The sequence below is a fragment of the Ruegeria sp. J8 genome, assembly GCF_056531925.1.
The window spans coordinates 294,287-311,749 of sequence record NZ_JBQFMR010000005.1 but is presented as its reverse complement, the minus strand read 5'-3'; the positions used below and the strand labels follow the sequence as shown (position 1 = coordinate 311,749).

17 protein-coding genes and 1 tRNA gene are annotated in these 17,463 nt (G+C 58.5%); 5 read left to right on the top strand and 13 right to left on the bottom strand.

The window, feature by feature from the left end; translation table 11 throughout:
• Positions 1–6: 6 nt before the first annotated feature.
• The 6 genes from ACR0L1_RS13185 to ACR0L1_RS13160 form a co-directional block, all read right to left on the bottom strand.
• On the bottom strand, positions 7–1,137 hold the full coding sequence (locus ACR0L1_RS13185; protein ID WP_480859279.1) for a murein hydrolase activator EnvC family protein: 1,131 nt from the start codon (positions 1,135–1,137) through the stop codon (positions 7–9).
• Positions 1,134–2,651, bottom strand: a complete 1,518-nt coding sequence (gene gpmI / locus ACR0L1_RS13180; protein WP_480859277.1) for a 2,3-bisphosphoglycerate-independent phosphoglycerate mutase — start codon at positions 2,649–2,651, stop codon at positions 1,134–1,136. Before gpmI ends, ACR0L1_RS13185 begins: the two co-directional genes overlap by 4 nt.
• A gap of 89 nt (positions 2,652–2,740) precedes the next feature.
• Positions 2,741–4,414, bottom strand: a complete 1,674-nt coding sequence (locus tag ACR0L1_RS13175) for a sulfatase-like hydrolase/transferase (protein ID WP_480859276.1) — start codon at positions 4,412–4,414, stop codon at positions 2,741–2,743.
• Between the two features lie 65 nt (positions 4,415–4,479).
• Positions 4,480–4,722, bottom strand: coding sequence for a (Na+)-NQR maturation NqrM (gene nqrM / locus ACR0L1_RS13170; protein WP_170356551.1), 243 nt, complete (start codon positions 4,720–4,722; stop codon positions 4,480–4,482).
• Between the two features lie 12 nt (positions 4,723–4,734).
• Complete coding sequence (locus ACR0L1_RS13165; RefSeq protein WP_480505863.1) at positions 4,735–5,760, bottom strand: FAD:protein FMN transferase; 1,026 nt, start codon at positions 5,758–5,760, stop codon at positions 4,735–4,737.
• A gap of 66 nt (positions 5,761–5,826) precedes the next feature.
• Entirely contained in the window at positions 5,827–6,012 is a 186-nt protein-coding gene (locus tag ACR0L1_RS13160) for a hypothetical protein (RefSeq protein ID WP_170773143.1), read from the bottom strand.
• A 110-nt stretch (positions 6,013–6,122) separates the two neighbouring features.
• On the opposite strand from ACR0L1_RS13160, the gene ACR0L1_RS13155 reads away from it, so the two are divergent.
• The 3 genes from ACR0L1_RS13155 (at position 6,123) to tviB (ending at position 9,036) form a co-directional block, all read left to right on the top strand.
• A complete protein-coding gene (locus ACR0L1_RS13155; protein ID WP_170773146.1) occupies positions 6,123–6,647 on the top strand; it encodes a CBS domain-containing protein in 525 nt (174 codons plus the stop codon).
• Positions 6,648–6,733: 86 nt separating this feature from the next.
• Positions 6,734–7,747, top strand: coding sequence for a GDP-mannose 4,6-dehydratase (locus ACR0L1_RS13150; RefSeq protein WP_480859275.1), 1,014 nt, complete (start codon positions 6,734–6,736; stop codon positions 7,745–7,747).
• Positions 7,748–7,752: 5 nt separating this feature from the next.
• On the top strand, positions 7,753–9,036 hold the full coding sequence (gene tviB / locus ACR0L1_RS13145; protein WP_480505859.1) for a Vi polysaccharide biosynthesis UDP-N-acetylglucosamine C-6 dehydrogenase TviB: 1,284 nt from the start codon (positions 7,753–7,755) through the stop codon (positions 9,034–9,036).
• Between the two features lie 36 nt (positions 9,037–9,072).
• On the opposite strand, the gene nqrF is transcribed toward tviB, so the two are convergent.
• The 6 genes from nqrF to ACR0L1_RS13115 are packed head-to-tail and all read right to left on the bottom strand — an operon-like array spanning position 9,073 to position 14,933.
• Entirely contained in the window at positions 9,073–10,296 is a 1,224-nt protein-coding gene (gene nqrF, locus ACR0L1_RS13140) for an NADH:ubiquinone reductase (Na(+)-transporting) subunit F (RefSeq protein WP_170789852.1), read from the bottom strand.
• 10 nt (positions 10,297–10,306) lie between these two features.
• The gene (nqrE, locus tag ACR0L1_RS13135; protein WP_050603817.1) at positions 10,307–10,915 is read right to left on the bottom strand and encodes an NADH:ubiquinone reductase (Na(+)-transporting) subunit E; all 609 of its coding nucleotides are present in this window, start codon (positions 10,913–10,915) and stop codon (positions 10,307–10,309) included.
• The gene (locus tag ACR0L1_RS13130; protein WP_117873115.1) at positions 10,915–11,568 is read right to left on the bottom strand and encodes an NADH:ubiquinone reductase (Na(+)-transporting) subunit D; all 654 of its coding nucleotides are present in this window, start codon (positions 11,566–11,568) and stop codon (positions 10,915–10,917) included. The genes nqrE and ACR0L1_RS13130 overlap by 1 nt, the downstream gene beginning before the upstream one ends.
• Positions 11,568–12,383, bottom strand: a complete 816-nt coding sequence (locus ACR0L1_RS13125) for a Na(+)-translocating NADH-quinone reductase subunit C (protein ID WP_170789853.1) — start codon at positions 12,381–12,383, stop codon at positions 11,568–11,570. The genes ACR0L1_RS13130 and ACR0L1_RS13125 overlap by 1 nt, the downstream gene beginning before the upstream one ends.
• Complete coding sequence (locus tag ACR0L1_RS13120; RefSeq protein WP_480505856.1) at positions 12,376–13,584, bottom strand: NADH:ubiquinone reductase (Na(+)-transporting) subunit B; 1,209 nt, start codon at positions 13,582–13,584, stop codon at positions 12,376–12,378. The genes ACR0L1_RS13125 and ACR0L1_RS13120 overlap by 8 nt, the downstream gene beginning before the upstream one ends.
• A 5-nt stretch (positions 13,585–13,589) precedes the next feature.
• Entirely contained in the window at positions 13,590–14,933 is a 1,344-nt protein-coding gene (locus ACR0L1_RS13115) for a Na(+)-translocating NADH-quinone reductase subunit A (RefSeq protein ID WP_480859272.1), read from the bottom strand.
• 288 nt (positions 14,934–15,221) lie between these two features.
• Here ACR0L1_RS13115 and ACR0L1_RS13110 point away from each other — a divergent pair, with 288 nt between their 5' ends.
• Entirely contained in the window at positions 15,222–16,337 is a 1,116-nt protein-coding gene (locus ACR0L1_RS13110) for a THUMP domain-containing class I SAM-dependent RNA methyltransferase (RefSeq protein ID WP_480859270.1), read from the top strand.
• A gap of 88 nt (positions 16,338–16,425) precedes the next feature.
• Positions 16,426–16,502: transfer RNA gene (locus tag ACR0L1_RS13105), tRNA-Pro, on the top strand.
• A 147-nt stretch (positions 16,503–16,649) separates the two neighbouring features.
• Here ACR0L1_RS13105 and ACR0L1_RS13100 read toward each other — a convergent pair.
• The gene (locus ACR0L1_RS13100) at positions 16,650–17,420 is read right to left on the bottom strand and encodes a hypothetical protein (protein WP_480859268.1); all 771 of its coding nucleotides are present in this window, start codon (positions 17,418–17,420) and stop codon (positions 16,650–16,652) included.
• Positions 17,421–17,463: the final 43 nt, after the last annotated feature.

Genomic DNA, 17,463 nt, shown 5'->3' with positions numbered 1-17,463 from the left:
ACTCGGTTATCCATCCTTGTCGGTCCGAAACCACGATTCCGGGTCCACGGGGCTGTTTTCTTGTCTTACCTCTATATAGAGCGTTTCTGAGCGGTCAGTTCCAGTGCCATCACTGCTTGTTGACAAAATAGCGCCGATTTCCGGCGTTTCACCTGGCATCAACCCAACGGGTGAGCCTTGCGGGATCACCTGACCCGTCTCTCCATACACCTCTTGTAAGCCGGAAAAGACGAACAAAAGACCCGGTTGCGGCTCCAATATCACTAGATTGCCCAAATCCAGCAGCGGCCCGCGATAGCGGATCGTCGCGGCCGTGGGCGATGTAACAATCGCGCGGGGCCGGGTGCCCATCACAATGCCGGGGCGGGTCACGCCTGCGGCATCGGTCTCGCCCGCGCGATGCAGGATGATCCCCTGCGTCGGCAGGTCGATCTGACCCTTGCGGTCGGATACATCGGCATTGGTGGCGGCAATCTCACCCTCGGAAATCTCGGACAGACCGCTTGCGAAGCCTTCCAAAGTCTCGGTCGAGGAAATCAAGATGGCGGTACGAATAGGGTCTTCGACAAAGCGGCGCGGCAGGTCTGTACGGTCGGCAATCGCGGCGCTTAGTTGGGTTCGGGCGGTTTGCACACCCACCAGACCTTCGGTCAGGGTTTCGGTCGCACTTTGCTGCAATTGGCGCAGCGTCTGAACCTCTCGCAGATCACTGGCCAGCGCCTGAGCGCGGGCATTCAGGCCCGGCGTGACCTCGGACAACATCATGCCCGCCCTCGCGGACCCCAACGGGCCCGACGGGTGCAGCATCAAAACCGGCGGCGCTGTGGTCTCGATCGTTTGCAACACACCCAACAGTTGCGCCACATCCTTTTCCCGCGCGTGCAGTTCGGCGGTCAGCTGCGCCTCGCGCGTAGCGGCCTTGCGCAAGCCTTCGCGCATCGCCGTCAACCCGGCCTCATACGCCTGCACCGTGGTGGTCAACGCCCGCACCCGATCCCGAGCGCTGTCGGCTTCGGTCAGCGCGATCGAGGCCGCCTCGAGCTGGCGCGCCGCGTTCAGCGCCGCAGTGGACGGGTCCGTCTGCGCGTAAAGCGGGACTGCCAGAAGGGCTGCGAGCAGAACAGGAAGCGCCCTCATGACAGCAAGCTGCGCCCGGTCATTTCCTGAGGCTGCTCCAGTCCCATCAGGTCCAACAGTGTCGGTGCCAGATCCGACAGCCGCCCCTCGCGCAGCGTAGCGCCCTCGGGTCCGCCGACCAAAGCCACGGGCACCGGGTTCAGCGTATGCGCTGTATGCGGCCCACCGGTTTCAGGGTCGACCATCACCTCGCAGTTGCCGTGATCCGCCGTCACGATCATCGCGCCCCCTGCTTTGGTCAGCGCCGCAACAACTTGCGCCAAGCCCTGATCCACCGCCTCGCACGCCTTGATAGCTGCCTGAAGATCACCGGTATGGCCGACCATATCGGGGTTGGCATAGTTGGTGACGATCAGGTCATAGCCCTCTTCAATCGCCTCAACGAATTTGGCCGTCACCTCGGCCGACGACATCTCGGGCTGCAAATCATAGGTCGCTACTTTTGGCGATTTGGGCATATAGCGGTCTTCGCCCACCTCGGGGGTTTCCTTGCCACCGTTGAGGAAGAAGGTGACATGGGGGTATTTCTCGGTCTCGGCCAAACGGAACTGACGCAGACCTTGTTTGGCCACCCATTCACCGAGGGTGTTCACGATGTCTCGCTTGGGGAATACAGTGGTCATATAGGCGTTGTGGCCGTCTGAGTATTCCACCATTCCCAGCAAAGCCGACAGATGCGGACGCGGCCCGGTGTCGAAATCGGCAAAACCCGGCTCGCCAATCGCGCGCAGGATTTCGCGGGCGCGGTCGGCGCGGAAGTTCAGACAGAAGAACCCGTCGCCATCCGTCACCCCATCGAACCCGTCCAGCACCGAGGGCACGATGAATTCATCGGTTTCCGACTGGTTGTAAGCGTGGTCGATGGCCCCATGCGCCGTGCTAGCCGCCCGCCCCTGCCCGTTGATCATGGCAGCATAGGCCTGACTGACCCTTTCCCACCGATTGTCGCGGTCCATGGCATAGTAGCGCCCGCTGACGGTGACGATCTGCGCGCCTTCGGGTAGTCGCTCTTCCAGTTCGGCAACAAAGGGCGCGGCCGATTTCGGAGCCACGTCCCGCCCATCCGTCACCGCGTGCAACGCCACCGGCACGCCCGCATCCGTGATCGCCTTGGCCGCCGCCACGATGTGGTTCAGGTGCCCATGCACGCCGCCATCCGAGACCAGACCCATCAGATGCGCCGTGCTGCCCGCCGCCTTCACCTTGGCAATGAAGGCCTGCAATGCTTGATTTTTGAAAAATGACCCATCTTCTATTGCCAGATCAATCTGCCCCAGATCCATCGCCACCACGCGGCCTGCACCAATATTGGTATGGCCAACCTCTGAGTTGCCCATCTGACCGCTGGGAAGACCCACGTCAGGGCCGTGTGTAATCAGCCGTGCGTGCGGCCCATGCGCCATGATCGCGTCAAATGTCGGGGTCTGCGCCAGATAGGGGGCGTTGGCCTCGGTGTCCTCGGACAGACCCCAACCATCAAGAATGCACAGGACGACAGGTTTGGGGGCGGTCATTCGGACTCTCCGGGATTGCTGCTCTTGCCTGACCTTTTACCCCTTGGCCGACGCCGGGTGAACCGCCTTTTGGCGTAGACGCGGCGAATTTAATCCTTGCCGACAATCTCCCGATACGGGCGCGCTTTGCGGCCTCGGTATTTCACCGTCAACTCCAACGGCATGTCGTTTTCGTCGTAGATGCCGACAACAACCCCCCGGCCCCGGCTTTTGGTCCGCATCTCGATCAGTTGCGCCTCGGACCGCGTGGTGCGCTGAGATTGCCTGCGGGTCCACGTAAACAGATGCTCATACATCTGCGCGATGACGTCGGCGTGGTCGGCGCTGTCGCCCAGATCGGTCAATTCCTGTGGATCGTTTTCCAGATCAAACAGCAAAGGACGATGGCCACCCTCGCAATGGATCAGCTTCCACTTCCTGTCGGCGACCATGAACATCACCGCGTCGCGGACCGAGGCATTCAGTTTCTCCGCCAGTGGCGAGGCCGAATAATCATATTCGCAAATCACCACATCCCGCGGAGTTTCCGCCTGTGTCCCATACAGGATCGGCAACAGGGAATGCCCTTCGAGGATATGCGAGGCATCTGCGCCACCGGCCACATTCAGAAAGGTCGGGGCAAGATCGATGGTTTCCACCAACGCATCACAGGCCGTGCCGCGCGTGGCGTCAGCGGCGGACGATGGATCATAGATGATCAGCGGCACTTTGGTCGAGGCATCGTGGAAGAACGTCTTCTCCCCCATCCAGTGATCGCCCAGAAAATCGCCGTGATCCGAGGTCAGCACGATCATCGTGTCCTCCATCCGGCCGGTTTTTTCCATCCAGTCGAACAGGCGGCCCATCTGGTCATCAGCCTGTTTGATCAGGCCCATATAGGCGGGGATCACCGCCTCGCGCACATCCTGCCGCGAGAATGTCTGGCCAATCTTTGTGTCCATGAAAGCGCGCAGAACGGGATGCGCGTTGTCACGCTCAGCCTCGGACCGGTTTACCGGCAGCACGTCATCGGGGCCGTACATCGAGGCATAGGGCTCGGGCACGATATAAGGCCAATGGGGCTTGATGAAGCTCAGATGGCAACACCAGGGGCCGTCATGAGTATCCATGAACTCGATCCCTCGCCCGGTCAGGTATGGGGTTTCGCTGTCTTCCTCGGCGATATTTGCCGCCTCGGTCGAATGCTTCAGGAACCAGCCGGACAAAACGTTGCCATCTGCATCAAGACCAGAATTGGCAAAGTCGTGCCACGGGTTGTCACTCTCATACCCTTTGGCAGTGAGGTACTTGTTGTACTCTTTCGCGCCGCCCGGATCGTAATAACCATCCGGCCCCTCGGGCAGCATCCCGTCATCGCGTTCGAATACGTCAAAACCGCATTCAGCCACACGGGCCCCAATCAGGCTGTCAGGCTCCAGACCCAGCCGGGCCATCCCTTCGGCATCCGCGCGCATATGAGTTTTGCCGACCAGCCAGCACTCCATTCCGGCCTTGCGTAAATGATCGCCCATCGTCATCTCCCCAACCTTCAGCGGGATGCCGTTCCAGGATGCGCCGTGCGAATGCACATAGCGCCCCGTATAGGTCGACATGCGAGAGCTGCCGCAAATGGGTGATTGGATATAAGCCCTGTCAAATCGCACACCCCTCGCCGCCAACCGGTCGATATTCGGAGTATGCAGATGCGGATGGCCGTAGCAGCTCAGGTAATCCCAGCGCAGCTGGTCGAACATGATGAACAGGATGTTTTTGGCTTTTGCCACGGATACGCCCCTTTGATCGTCCGGGGCTTAGGCTAACCAATTCGGCGTCAGCGGCGAAGCGGAATTTACACCTGCGCTTCGCGTTCCATCTGTTCCAGCATCTTCTTGGCGCGCTTGCACTGCAACTGATCACGCAGCGGGCTGTTCGGGTCGACATCTTTCTGACAGACCACGCATTTATCCGCACCCGAGATCGCGTTCAGACCGCCACAGCTGCCCTTGATGGTCTTGCCCATCAGCATCACGCCCAACGACATGCCCACCATCACAAGAGCCAGCAGTATGAAAGCCAGAATAAAGGTGCTCATGATCCGTATCCGTCAGTTGCTGCCCAAGGCGTCTTTGAACGCGCTGCTATGAACCGTGATATAGGCATCTTCGCCCCCTGTCACATCCCGCGAGATGAAATACACGGCAAGTTTATGCTTTTCGGCCAGTTCCAGCCCTTTTTCCTGCCCCAGCGCCAACATGGCCGTGGCCCAGGCATCGGCCATCATCGCGTTTTCCGCCAGCACCGTGACCGAGGTGGTCCGATGCGTGATCGGGCGGCCTGTCACCGGGTCGATAATATGCGAATAGCGCACGCCGTCCTGTTCGAAGAAGTTCTTGTAATCGCCCGAGGTCGCCATCCCCAGATCGTCAAGCTGAACGATCAACTGAATGGCCTGCACGCCAGTTTCAGGTTTTTCGATCCCGATCCGCCATGCCTCACCCTTGTCATTCTGACCCATAGTGACCAGATCGCCGCCGATCTCGACCATGTAGTTCTCAATCCCAGCTTCGCGCAGCGTTTCGGCCACAGCATCAATGCCATAGCCTTTGGCGATGGCCGACAAGTTGATGCCTACATCCGCATCCGATTTGGCCAACGTCCCGGCCTCGCGGTCCAGCGTCAACAGGCGGGACTGACCGACGCTGTCCAGCGCGGCCTGAATTTCGGCATCCGATGGCACAGGATCTTCGGGTTTGCGCGGGCCAAAGCCCCACAGCTCAATCAGCGGGCCAAGGGTGACGTCAAACGTGCCGCCCGTTTTCTCGTGCACGTCATTTGCCGCATCAATCACCAACGCAAATTCGTCAGATACTGCCACGGCATCGGTGCTGTCCGACGCAGAAAAGGTGGACACCTCGGAATTCGGATCCCAGTTGGACATCTTGGCGTTGACCTCGGCCAGCGTCTGATCGACTGCACCTGCCAGCGCCTCTTCGTCAAGGTCCACGCCGATGGCGGTGATGTTGAAGGTCGTCCCCATGGTTTCGCCAGACAGGCGCACGACCTCTGGTTCTTTGTCGAACAAACAGCCAGACACCAGCGCGGCAACAGCCAAAACGGGGACAAGACGCATCACAGCACCCTCTTAGGAAAACGTGCCCGGCATATGCCAGCGCCCCGGATCAGAGTCAAACCTGCGTCAGAGTTTCAGCGGCATGAAGCCCAAAACCAGCAGACCAATTCCGGCAGGCACCCCAAACAGCCACGCCTTTTTCTGCCACCCCGGCGCTTGTTGTTTCCATGCCATGCGAAAATTGTGCCCGCATACAACCACGGCGAAAAAGATCAGCGCTGCAACAGGCGGGGTCAGAGAAAGGTCGGACAAAAGTTCGGATATCCTTGGTTTTCGGCAGTTTTCCCCGGAACGGGCAATTGCACCCTATACAGGTCGTTTGGCTGCGCTAAGGTAAATAACAAAGCAGAAGGAGATTGCCCATGGCCCCAAGCTCTTACCAGCCACCGACCCGCGGCGACAAGGCCGAGACCAGCACGCGCAGCCAGTCGGTCGACTCGAACCTGTCACACTCGCAGACGACCGTGGCGAAACTGCTTGAGGGCAAGGGAAATGCGGTGTTCTCGGTGCGTCCAAACGACACGATTCACTCGGTGGTGAACACGCTGAAGGAAAAGAAAATCGGGGCGGTTCTGGTGACCGATCAAAACGGCGCACTGCAGGGCATTCTGTCGGAACGCGATATCGTGCGCCGCATGGCCGACACCCCCGGTCAGACGCTTCCCCAATCGGTCGAGGACCTGATGACGCGTGAGGTCAAAACCTGCGCACCTGATGACCCGCTGAACGACGTTCTGAAAACCATGACCGAGGGGCGATTCCGCCATATGCCGGTTCTCGCCGACGGCGCCCTGCGCGGCGTGATCACCATTGGCGACGTCGTGCATTTCCGCCTGAAAGAGCTGGAATACGAAGCCCTTCGCATGAAACAGATGATCGTCGGTTGACGCTACAAAGTGCGAAAACCGCTTGACCTCGGGCCGGTGACAGTATCCCTGATGCAGCATCAAACGGCGATGAAACAGAGGGTTGCATGAAACGGGTTCTTGTCACCGGAACGGCCGGGTTCATCGGGTTCCATCTGGCCAAGCTTTTGCTGGTCGAAGGCTTTCGTGTGCACGGCTATGACGGGATGACCGACTATTACGACGTCACCCTCAAGCAGCGCCGCCACCAGATGTTGCTGCAAAACCCGGGCTTTTCCGCAACCGAGGACTTGCTGGAAAATCACGACCGCCTAAAACAGGTCGCCGATGACTTCAAACCCGAGGTCATCGTTCACCTCGCCGCACAAGCCGGGGTGCGTTACAGCCTGGAAGACCCGCGCAGCTATATCAACTCAAACGTCGTGGGCACATTCAATGTCATGGAGATTGCCCGCGAACATGAAGTTGCGCATCTGCTGATGGCATCGACCTCATCCGTTTACGGTGCGAACGAAGAGATGCCGTTTACCGAGGTCGAAAAGGCCGACACCCCTCTGACGATCTACGCAGCCACGAAGAAAGCAAATGAGGCGATGGGCCATTCCTACGCTCATCTGTGGAACCTGCCGACGACGATGTTCCGCTTTTTCACTGTTTACGGCAGTTGGGGGCGTCCCGATCTGGCGCTCTACAAATTTGTGGACGCCATTCTGGATGACCGACCGATCGACATCTACAACCACGGCGACATGTACCGCGACTTCACCTATGTCGAGGATCTGGTGCGGGGTATCCGCCTGCTGATCGACGTGCCGCCCGTGCGCCCGGACAGCGCGGATCAGATTGCCGAGGGCGACAGCCTGTCTCCGGTAGCGCCTTGGCGGGTGGTGAATATCGGCAATGGAGACAAGGTGCGGCTGATGGACTTCATCGAGGCCATTGAGGATGCCTTGGGCAAAAAGGCTATCCGAAACTACATGCCTATGCAGATGGGCGATGTGCCTGCGACATGGGCCGATAATGATCTGCTGCAATCCCTGACAGGGTACCGCCCGCAAACCGATTTCAAAGAGGGCATTGCCCGGTTCGTCGCGTGGTTCCGCGACTATCATGGTAAATGACGGCGATGTTTGAAACAGACCCCAACGCCCGCAAGATCGCTGTGATCGGACTGGGCTATGTCGGCCTGCCGCTGGCCGTGGCCTTCGGCAAAATCGGCCCTGTGACCGGCTTTGACATCAACACAGCCCGGATAACCGCCCTGCGCGCCGGTCAGGACGCAACCCATGAGGTCGAGCCCGAGGACCTGCGCGCCGCAACCGGCCTGTCCTTCACCACCGATGCGGCAGAAATCGCGGAATGTGACACCTATATCGTCACCGTCCCCACCCCGATCACAGCGGGCAAGCAGCCTGACTTAACACCTTTGCTCAGCGCGTCTGAAACCGTTGGACGCGTGCTGAAACCCGGCGATCTTGTGGTCTACGAATCCACCGTCTACCCCGGCGCGACCGAGGAAGACTGTGTGCCAGTGTTGGAACGCGCCTCGGGCCTAGTGTTCAACCACGATTTCTTTGCAGGCTACAGCCCCGAGCGGATCAACCCCGGTGACAAGACGCATCGGATCGCGGATATCTGCAAGGTTACGTCCGGCTCGACGCCCGAGGTGGCCGATCTGGTGGATGCGCTTTACGCGCGGATCATCACGGTAGGCACCCACAAGGCGGAAAGCATCCGTGTGGCCGAGGCCGCAAAGGTGATCGAGAACACCCAACGCGACCTGAATATCGCATTGGTGAACGAGCTGGCGATGATCTTTGGACGGATGGATATCGACACCGATGCAGTTCTGCGCGCCGCGGGGACCAAGTGGAACTTTCTACCCTTCCGCCCCGGTCTGGTGGGCGGGCATTGCATCGGCGTAGACCCCTATTACCTGACCCACAAGGCCGAAGCTGTGGGCCATCACCCGCAGATCATTCTGGCCGGGCGTCGGTTGAATGACAGTATGGGCGGCTATGTGGTTTCGCAACTGGTCAAGCGGATGATGCGCGACGGGATCAATGTAGCCGCCGCCCGCGTGCTGGTGATGGGTCTGACCTTCAAGGAAAACTGCCCCGACCTGCGCAACACGCGCGTTGTCGATATCATTGACGAGTTGCAAGACTATGGCGTCACAGTCGATGTCCACGACCCCCATGCGGATGCAGTTGCCGCGCAGAAGGAATACGGGATTTCATTGACTTCGCAGCCTGAAACCGGTGCCTATGACGGTATCGTTCTGGCAGTTGCGCATCAGGAATTTCTGGCGCTCGCCCCAGCCGAGATACGCGCCTTTGGCAAGGATCAAAGCGTGTTGTTCGACGTCAAATCCTGTCTGCCGCCAGAGGCCAGCGACCTCCGGTTGTAAAAAAACCGGCGCTGTGCTGCGCCGGTTTATCCTGTCTTATCCGCCGAAATCGTCCAGCATGATGTCTTCGCGGTCCACGCCCAAGTCCAGCAGCATGTTGATGACCGACTGGTTCATGATCGGCGGTCCACACATGTAGAACTCGCAATCCTCGGGCGCGGGGTGGTTCTTGAGGTATTCTTCGAACAGAACGTTGTGGATGAAGCCGGTATAGCCTTTCCAATCGTCCTCGGGCTGCGCATCCGACAGGGCGACATGCCATTCGAAATTGTCGAACTCTTCGGCCAGTTGGTCGAAATCCTCGACAAAGAACATCTCTTTCTTCGACCGCGCGCCGTACCAGAAGCTGATCTTGCGATCGCGGTTTTCCAGACGCTTGAGCTGATCGAAGATGTGGCTGCGCATAGGGGCCATGCCCGCACCACCACCGATAAAGACCATCTCTTTCTGCGTGTCGCGGGCAAAAAACTCACCAAACGGACCCGAAATCGTGACTTTGTCACCCGGTTTCAGGTTGAAGATATACGACGACATCTGACCCGGGGGGATACCATCCGAACCCGGAGGCGGCGAAGCCACTCGGACGTTCAGCATGATCATGCCTTTTTCGTCCGGATAGTTGGCCATGGAATAAGCCCGCTCAATCGGTTCGGCCACGACGGATTCGTATTGCCACAGATTGAACTTGTCCCAATCTTCGCGATATTCCTCTTCCACGTCGAAATCGGTATATTTCAACGCGTGCGCGGGGGCCTCGATCTGGATATAGCCACCGGCGCGGAAGTTCACGTCCTCGCCTTCAGGCAGGTCCAGGGTCAGGGCCTTGATGAAGGTCGCCACGTTTTCATTCGAGCGAACGGTGCATTCCCATTTCTTGACGCCAAAGACCTCTTCGGGGACTTCGATGTCCATGTCCTGCTTGACAGCGACCTGACAGGACAGACGGTCACCGCACGAAGCCTCACGCTTGGTGATATGGCTTTCCTCGGTTGGCAGGATCGAGCCACCGCCCGAATGCACCCGCACCCGGCATTGCGCACAGGTGCCACCGCCGCCACAGGCGGAGGGGACGAACAGCTTCTCGGCCGCCAGCGTTTGCAGCAGTTTGCCACCTGCTGGGACCGAGATGGTTTTCTCACCGTTGATGGTGATGTTCACGTTCCCGGTCGACACCAGCTTGGACCGCGCAGCCATGATGATGGCCACCAGCCCCAACACGATCAGGGTAAAAAGAACGACGCCTAAGCTAAAAGTTTCCATGCGCCCTTCCTTACAGTTTCACGCCTGAGAAGGACATGAAGGCCATCGCCATCAGACCCGCGGTGATGAAGGTGATCCCAAGCCCTTGCAGGCCGTCGGGGATATCCGAATATTTCAGCTTTTCGCGCACACCCGCCATCGCAGTGATCGCCAAAGCCCAGCCAAAACCGGAAGACAGACCATAAGTCGCGGCCTCGGCAAAGTTATAGTCGCGCTCCACCATGAACAGCGAACCACCCAGAATGGCGCAGTTCACCGTGATCAGCGGCAGGAAGATCCCCAGCGCGTTGTAGAGCGGCGGGAAATACTTATCCAAAACCATCTCAAGGATCTGAACCATCGCCGCGATCACACCGATATACGAGATCAGGCCAAGGAAAGTCAGGTCCACATCCGGGAACCCGGCCCAGGCCAATGCGCCGGGCTTCAGCAGGTAGTTCAGCAACAGGTTGTTGGCCGGCACGGTGATGGCCTGCACCACCATGACCGAGATGCCCAGACCCAGCGCGGTCGAAATCTTCTTGGACACGGCGATGAAGGTACACATCCCCAGAAAGAAGCTGAGCGCCAGGTTTTCAACAAAGATGGCCTTTACGGCCAATGAAATCAGACCTTCCATCAGTGGGCCTCTACCTGCTGAATTTTATATTCACGCTCTTCCACCTGGTTCGGCTTCCATGTGCGGAAGGCCCAGATGATCAGACCGATGATGAAGAACGCCGACGGAGGCAGCAGCAGCATGCCGTTGGGCACGTACCAGCCACCGTTGTTGACGGTCTCCAGAATGGTGATGCCAAACAGCGACCCGGCACCGAATAGCTCACGAATGAAGCCGACCAGCAGCAGGATCAGGCCGTAGCCCATACCGTTGCCCATGCCGTCGATGAACGACGCGACGGGCGGGTTCTTCATCGCAAACGCCTCAGCCCGGCCCATCACGATACAGTTGGTGATGATCAGGCCGACAAAAACCGACAGGGTTTTCGAGATCTCAAACGCATAGGCCTTAAGGATCTGGTCCACCAGGATCACCAGCGAGGCGATGATCACCATCTGTACGATGATCCGGATCGAGCCCGGAATCTGGTTGCGCAGGCACGAGATAAAGAAGGACGAGAACGAGGTCACGAAGATCACCGCCAGCGCCATCACCATCGAGACCTGCAGTGACGAGGTCACCGCCAGCGCCGAACAGATGCCCAGCACCTGCAGAGTGATCGGGTTATTGTCGACAAGCGGGTCGACCAGCATCTCTTTCTTAGTCTGAGACATCAGAATTCTCCTGCTTGCAGTTTGGCCAGAAACGGAGCGTAACCCGCATCTCCCATCCAGAACCGTACAAGGTTATCGACACCTACCGAGGTCAGCGTCGCCCCGGCCAGCGCGTCGACGTAAAAGTCGGGGCCAGCGGCGGGCTGCGATTTGGCGACGGTGATCTGAAGCTCACCCGCGTCATCACGCAGACGTTTTCCATTCCACAGTGCCTTCCAGCGTGGGTTGTCCACCTCGGCCCCAAGGCCCGGCGTCTCACCATGCTGATAGAATTGCAGGCCGAAGATATCGTTGCCGTTGTTCTCCAGTGCGATAAAGCCATAGAGCGTGGACCACAGGCCATAGCCATGCAGCGGTAGGATCACCTTGTCCAACTCGCCCGCATCGTCGCGCAACAGGTAGATCACGCGATACTTAGACTGACGCCCAATACCTGCCGGGTCATTGTCCAGCGCAACGCTCAGGTCGGGATCGCTGGCCGCAGCGATGTCATCAAACGTGGCAGCGTCGAACTGATCGTCGACGAAAGCGCCCGTCGACAGTTCAAGTACATGCGGTTCGAACGCAGCGAACGCTTCGGAGACATCGACGCCCGGCTCATAGACACCGGCGACTTGCAGAACGTTGACCTGCTTGTCCTTCAGCGCGTTGGCTTCTTGCACCGGGCGCAGGCTGACCGCTGCGGCGGATACGACCATCGAGGCCACAAGGCAGACAGCGACCGCGACGACTATCGTTTTACCGACAGAATCCGGCGAGGCGGCCAGAAATTTTGCAATCGCGCCCTTTGGTTCTTGGGACTGCGTATCAGACATGGCGACGCGCCCTCCGTTTGATGTTGGCTTGCACGACGAAATAGTCGATCAGCGGCGCAAAGACGTTTCCGAAGAGGATAGCCAGCATCATGCCTTCGGGGAAAGCAGGGTTAATGACGCGGATCATCACAACCATGACACCGATCAGCGCACCGTAGATATAGCGGCCCATGTTAGTGTGGCTGGCGGAAACCGGCTCGGTGACCATGAAAGCCAGACCAAAGGCGTAGCCGCCCAGAACGATGTGCCAGTACCAAGGCATCGCAAACATCGGGTTGGTGTCCGACCCGATCAGGTTCAGCAACAGGCTAAAGCCGATGGTCCCCGCCAAACAGCCCAGGATCAGGCGGTAGTTGGCAATTTTCGTTGTCAGCAGGAAGGCCAGGCCGATCATACAGGCCAGGGTCGATGTCTCGCCAAAACTGCCCTGAATGGTGCCGAAGAACGCATTGGCCCAAGTGATACCGTCGGCCGCCAGCGCCTGAACGCCCTCGGCTGCGGTGATCCCCAACGCGGTCGCGCCCGAGAACCCATCCACAGGAGTCCAGACCGAGTCCCCCGACATTTGCGCGGGATAAGCGAAATACAAGAACGCCCGCCCCACCAATGCCGGGTTGAGGAAGTTCTTGCCGGTGCCGCCAAATACTTCTTTGCCGATGACAACGCCGAAGATGATGCCCAAAGCGACCTGCCACAGCGGTGTCGATGCGGGCAGGATCAGCGTGTAGAGCATCGATGTGACAAGGAAGCCCTCGTTCACCTCATGCCCACGCACGGTGGCAAAGATGACCTCGAAAATACCACCCGCAACCAGCGTCGTGATGTAGATCGGCAGGAAATAAAGCAACCCGTGCAACACATTGGCTAACAGGCTGGACGGATCCAGCGAGATACCGAACATCTGCAGCAAAGCAATACGCCAACCGGTCGCGGCATCCGGACCAAGCGTCGCAATGGCCGAGTTCGCCTGATAGCCCGTATTCCACATCCCCCACAGGATACAGGGGATCGTGGCGATCACGACATAGGTCATGATCCGCTTCATATCCACGTAGGACCGCGCATGCGGGGCCACGGTGGTTACGGTTTTCGGAGTGTAGATAAAGCTTTCGACCATCTCGTAGATGGGGAAATACTTCTCGTACTTGCCGCCCTTGGTAAAGTTCGGCTCAATCCGATCGAAGAAGCTGCGCAAACCCATGTGGATCAGCCCTCCTTTTCAATCTTGGTCAGGCAGTCGCGCAGCGCCAGCCCGTATTCATATTTTGCCGGACAGGCAAAGCCCACAAGGCCCAAATCCTCTTCATCCAGCTCCAACGCACCCAACGCCTGCGCCGTGTCCGTGTCCATGACAAGCAATGCGCGCAGCAGTTGCGTTGGCAAATAGTCCTGCGGCATCAGCTCTTCGAACACGCCCGTCGGCACCATCGCACGACGGCCGCCGTTCAGGTTTGAAGTGAACGCATACAGCTTTTTCGCAAAGGCCGAGCCCAACACGGGCTGTACGGCGAATTTCGACGGCATCGGAAGAATCCAACCCATCGTGTGTTGATCGTGATCTTCACGGATGATCGAAACCTGCCGCGCAAAGCGGCCCAGATAAGCGGTCGGGCCTTCAGCCTGTGCACCTGACAGGATCGAACCCGAGATAATCCGGGGCGTCCCGTCCACATCGACCTCGTCACGGGTCAGATCGTCGGTCGATGCGCCCATGACCGTGCGGATCAAGCGCGGCTGACGCGCGCCCGGACCGGTCAGAGCGATCACGATATTGGGGTCCAGATGGCCGGTCTGCATCAGGCGACCAATGGCGATGACGTCCTGATACCCGATGGTCCAGACCTGCTTGTCCCCTGCCAGCGGCTCGAGGAAATGGATATGCGTCCCCGCCAGCCCCGACGGGTGCGGCCCTGCGAATGCGGCGGCTTCAATTCCTGGCACATCGGCGCCCGGTACCGAGTCACCCTCTTTGTGGCACAGATAGGTCTTGCCTTCGGTCAGGTTCGCGACCGCCGCCAGACCCGCAGCGAAAGCATCCCCTGCGTCAGCGATGATCACGGCTGCATCACCCGCCAGAGGCTCACTGTCCATCGCCGTCACGAAAATCGCTGCAGGTGTGGTGCCGGGTGTCGGCATTTTGGAATAGGGCCGCGTTCGGAAGGCCGTCCAAAGACCCGCAGCACACAGCTTGGCCGTCACGCCCTCGGCGCTGTCGGCATTCCCGGTGCCCGAGAAATCAACCCCGGTGTCATTGGGGTCTGACACCTCGATCACGACGCTTTGCAGCACGCGCCGAGCACCGCGATTGACTGCGACGACCTTGCCGGTCATTGGCGCTACCATCATCGCATCGGACGCGTCTTTGTGACTAAACAGCGGCGTGCCGCGCTGGACGTCGTCACCCTCTTGTACCAGCATCTTGGGTTTCAGGCCAATATAGTCGCCGCCCAGAACCCCGACGGTCGAAAACTCGGGTCCAGGATGAATCGTCTGATCCGGCGCACCCAGCACCGGCAGCTCGAACCCTTTTTTCAGTTTGAAAGTTTGCATGTCGCTACGGTCTTCCAAGCCTCTTTGTCTGCGCCAACTCTGCCGACGTCCTTTCGGAATCCTGCAATAGCACGGTTTTTCGGGATCTCCGTCGCAAAAGCGCCGAAAACGGTCCAAAATCCGCAGGCATATTTTCGATCATGGACCCTTTACGCGGGGATGGTCATAAACGCAAACCTGTTACCGCTCAAAGCCGCAAGTAATTGTCACATTCCTATCACGTTGCGCAGTTTCGATGCGTGGAAAATGCATGTCGCACCCGGATCGCATCCGGTGTAAGCACCCAAAATGGAACACAGCGACAAATTCGAGATATTTCTGGTGGCCACGCCCGGCCTCGAGACCCCCTTGCTGGCCGAGACTGTCGAAAACGGATTCGAAAACGCCAGAATCGTACCCGGTGGTGTCAGCCTGCGCGGCGGATGGACCGATGTCTGGCGCGCCAATCTGTGTCTGCGGGGTGCCAACAAGGTCTTGCTGCGCATCGGTAGCTTTCCTGCCGTTCACCTGGCCCAGCTCGACAAACGTGCCCGCAAGTTTCCATGGTCAGATTTTCTGCGCCCCGATGTGCCGGTCAAAGTCGAGGCGACCAGCCGCAAATCCCGTATCTACCATGCAGGCGCCGCAAAGCAGCGGGTCGAGCACGCAATTACCGAAACTCTCGGCGCGCCAATCTCGGGCGATGCCACCCTGCGGGTCCTGCTACGCATTGAAAAGGATATCTGCACTTTTTCAGTCGATACATCCGGCGAGCCGCTGCACAAACGCGGCCATAAACCGGCAGTTGCCAAAGCCCCCATGCGCGAGACCATGGCCGCCATGTTCCTGCGCGAGTGCGGATACACCGGATCCGAACCGGTCCTGGACCCGATGTGTGGCTCCGGCACCTTCGTCATCGAAGCCGCCGAGATCGCCTTGGGGCTGAACCCCGGTCGCGGCCGCAGCTTTGCCTTCGAAGACCTTGCCGGGTTCGACCCTGCCGCTTGGGGCAATCTACGCGCCAACAGAGATATGTCCGAAACCGATCTTGTTTTCTCCGGCTCCGACCGCAATTCGGGCGCGGTTGAAGCCGCCCAAGCCAATGCGACGCAGGCCGGAGTGAGTGAGGTCACAAAGTTCCAAACCCGCGCCGTCAGCGACATCAAGCCCCCACCCGGCGACGCCGGTCTTGTCATCGTCAACCCGCCCTATGGTGCACGAATCGGTGATGAAAAACGCCTGCGCTCTCTCTACGGGGCGTTGGGCAAGGTGCTTGCCTCTCGATTCAGCGGCTGGCGCGCGGGGATCGTGACCAGCAATGCGGGGCTTGCCCGCGCAACTCGCCTGCCTTTGCTGCCGCCCGGACCGGTGGTTGACCACGGCGGCACCAAAATCCGCCTCTACCGCACGGATGCCTTGCCCTGACACCAATCGCGACAATGAGCGCGGGGTTTGAAACCGCAAAATCCCTCTTGCACATCCAAATTGCCGGGTATAGACCCGCCGCCACGGTCGGAGTGTAGCTCAGCCTGGTAGAGCACTGTCTTCGGGAGGCAGGGGTCGGAGGTTCGAATCCTCTCACTCCGACCAATAAAACAAGGCGCCCAAGGGCGCCTTTGTCGTTTGTAAGACTGCAATCCGAGGTCCATTGAACCTGAGCATTATTCGAACTCTAAAGCATTGGCAGCTCTGCCAGGGTTCTAAGGCCATAGATGTTCAACTCTAATGCAGCAAGCTTCAAACAGGCACAAAAACCGCGTAGTTCTCATCGATAACGTAGTCGACGCGTCTTTGATGTCCGGTTAAGGGAGTTTCTAGCAATTCCACTGGGGGAGAAATACACGGCTTGGGAAAGTCTTCCTCCCTCAAGGTCTCGCCTTTGATTTCCGCTTCCTTCTTCGCTTTCTCAAGCATTTTGTCAGCGTATTCATAACTCTGTTGAAGCAGTTGATCTGGATCACCGCGCTGAAAGTCATTTTGCTCAACTAGGAGGTTATTCTGTGTATACGGTCGCGACTTGTTTCGCGCTTCGATCACGCGAAGAGGGATCAGTCCACCTGAGTCAGACGAGTTTCCTCGGGATGTCGGCCTACCACATGCATATGGTCCCTGTAGGCAACCATAAGCGTACATTGCAACTGCAACGTCACAGTCATCATGATCTAAAATCCAAGTTACAACATCGATGTAACCTTTGATGTCAGGATTTAGAGACCTAATCAATCCGATCCATAACCATTGGTCTCTCTGCCCCTCCAGGAAAGGTATCATATCCGCCAATTCGACAAACACAGCATGATCGGGAGTTTCCCATCGGGCTTCGTAGAGTTCTGCTGCGGTAAATGGTCTAAATTTTAACGGGTTATACTTCATAACAAAAACTCGTGTCCAAGTAACACACAGAGCAGCCTTATCTGACTGTTCCAATACGATTGCTAATTCGTCATTGATAAATTTCCCAGACCCGCTCTCAATTGTTTTTTGCAAGCTGCCTAGAGCTTCAGCCAATTGTCCATCCCTATTGCCGCGCACAGGGAGAGTACGGCGCAGC

What these genes read in the sequence shown, in the direction of transcription:
- ACR0L1_RS13185 (WP_480859279.1), bottom strand. Translation starts at nt 1,137, where the DNA reads ATGAGGGCGCTTCCTGTTCTGCTCGCAGCCCTTCTGGCAGTCCCGCTT.
- gpmI (WP_480859277.1), bottom strand. Translation starts at nt 2,651, where the DNA reads ATGACCGCCCCCAAACCTGTCGTCCTGTGCATTCTTGATGGTTGGGGT.
- nqrM (WP_170356551.1), bottom strand. Translation starts at nt 4,722, where the DNA reads ATGAGCACCTTTATTCTGGCTTTCATACTGCTGGCTCTTGTGATGGTG.
- ACR0L1_RS13165 (WP_480505863.1), bottom strand. Translation starts at nt 5,760, where the DNA reads ATGCGTCTTGTCCCCGTTTTGGCTGTTGCCGCGCTGGTGTCTGGCTGT.
- ACR0L1_RS13155 (WP_170773146.1), top strand. Translation starts at nt 6,123, where the DNA reads ATGGCCCCAAGCTCTTACCAGCCACCGACCCGCGGCGACAAGGCCGAG.
- ACR0L1_RS13150 (WP_480859275.1), top strand. Translation starts at nt 6,734, where the DNA reads ATGAAACGGGTTCTTGTCACCGGAACGGCCGGGTTCATCGGGTTCCAT.
- tviB (WP_480505859.1), top strand. Translation starts at nt 7,753, where the DNA reads ATGTTTGAAACAGACCCCAACGCCCGCAAGATCGCTGTGATCGGACTG.
- nqrF (WP_170789852.1), bottom strand. Translation starts at nt 10,296, where the DNA reads ATGGAAACTTTTAGCTTAGGCGTCGTTCTTTTTACCCTGATCGTGTTG.
- nqrE (WP_050603817.1), bottom strand. Translation starts at nt 10,915, where the DNA reads ATGGAAGGTCTGATTTCATTGGCCGTAAAGGCCATCTTTGTTGAAAAC.
- ACR0L1_RS13130 (WP_117873115.1), bottom strand. Translation starts at nt 11,568, where the DNA reads ATGTCTCAGACTAAGAAAGAGATGCTGGTCGACCCGCTTGTCGACAAT.
- ACR0L1_RS13125 (WP_170789853.1), bottom strand. Translation starts at nt 12,383, where the DNA reads ATGTCTGATACGCAGTCCCAAGAACCAAAGGGCGCGATTGCAAAATTT.
- ACR0L1_RS13120 (WP_480505856.1), bottom strand. Translation starts at nt 13,584, where the DNA reads ATGGGTTTGCGCAGCTTCTTCGATCGGATTGAGCCGAACTTTACCAAG.
- ACR0L1_RS13115 (WP_480859272.1), bottom strand. Translation starts at nt 14,933, where the DNA reads ATGCAAACTTTCAAACTGAAAAAAGGGTTCGAGCTGCCGGTGCTGGGT.
- ACR0L1_RS13110 (WP_480859270.1), top strand. Translation starts at nt 15,222, where the DNA reads ATGGAACACAGCGACAAATTCGAGATATTTCTGGTGGCCACGCCCGGC.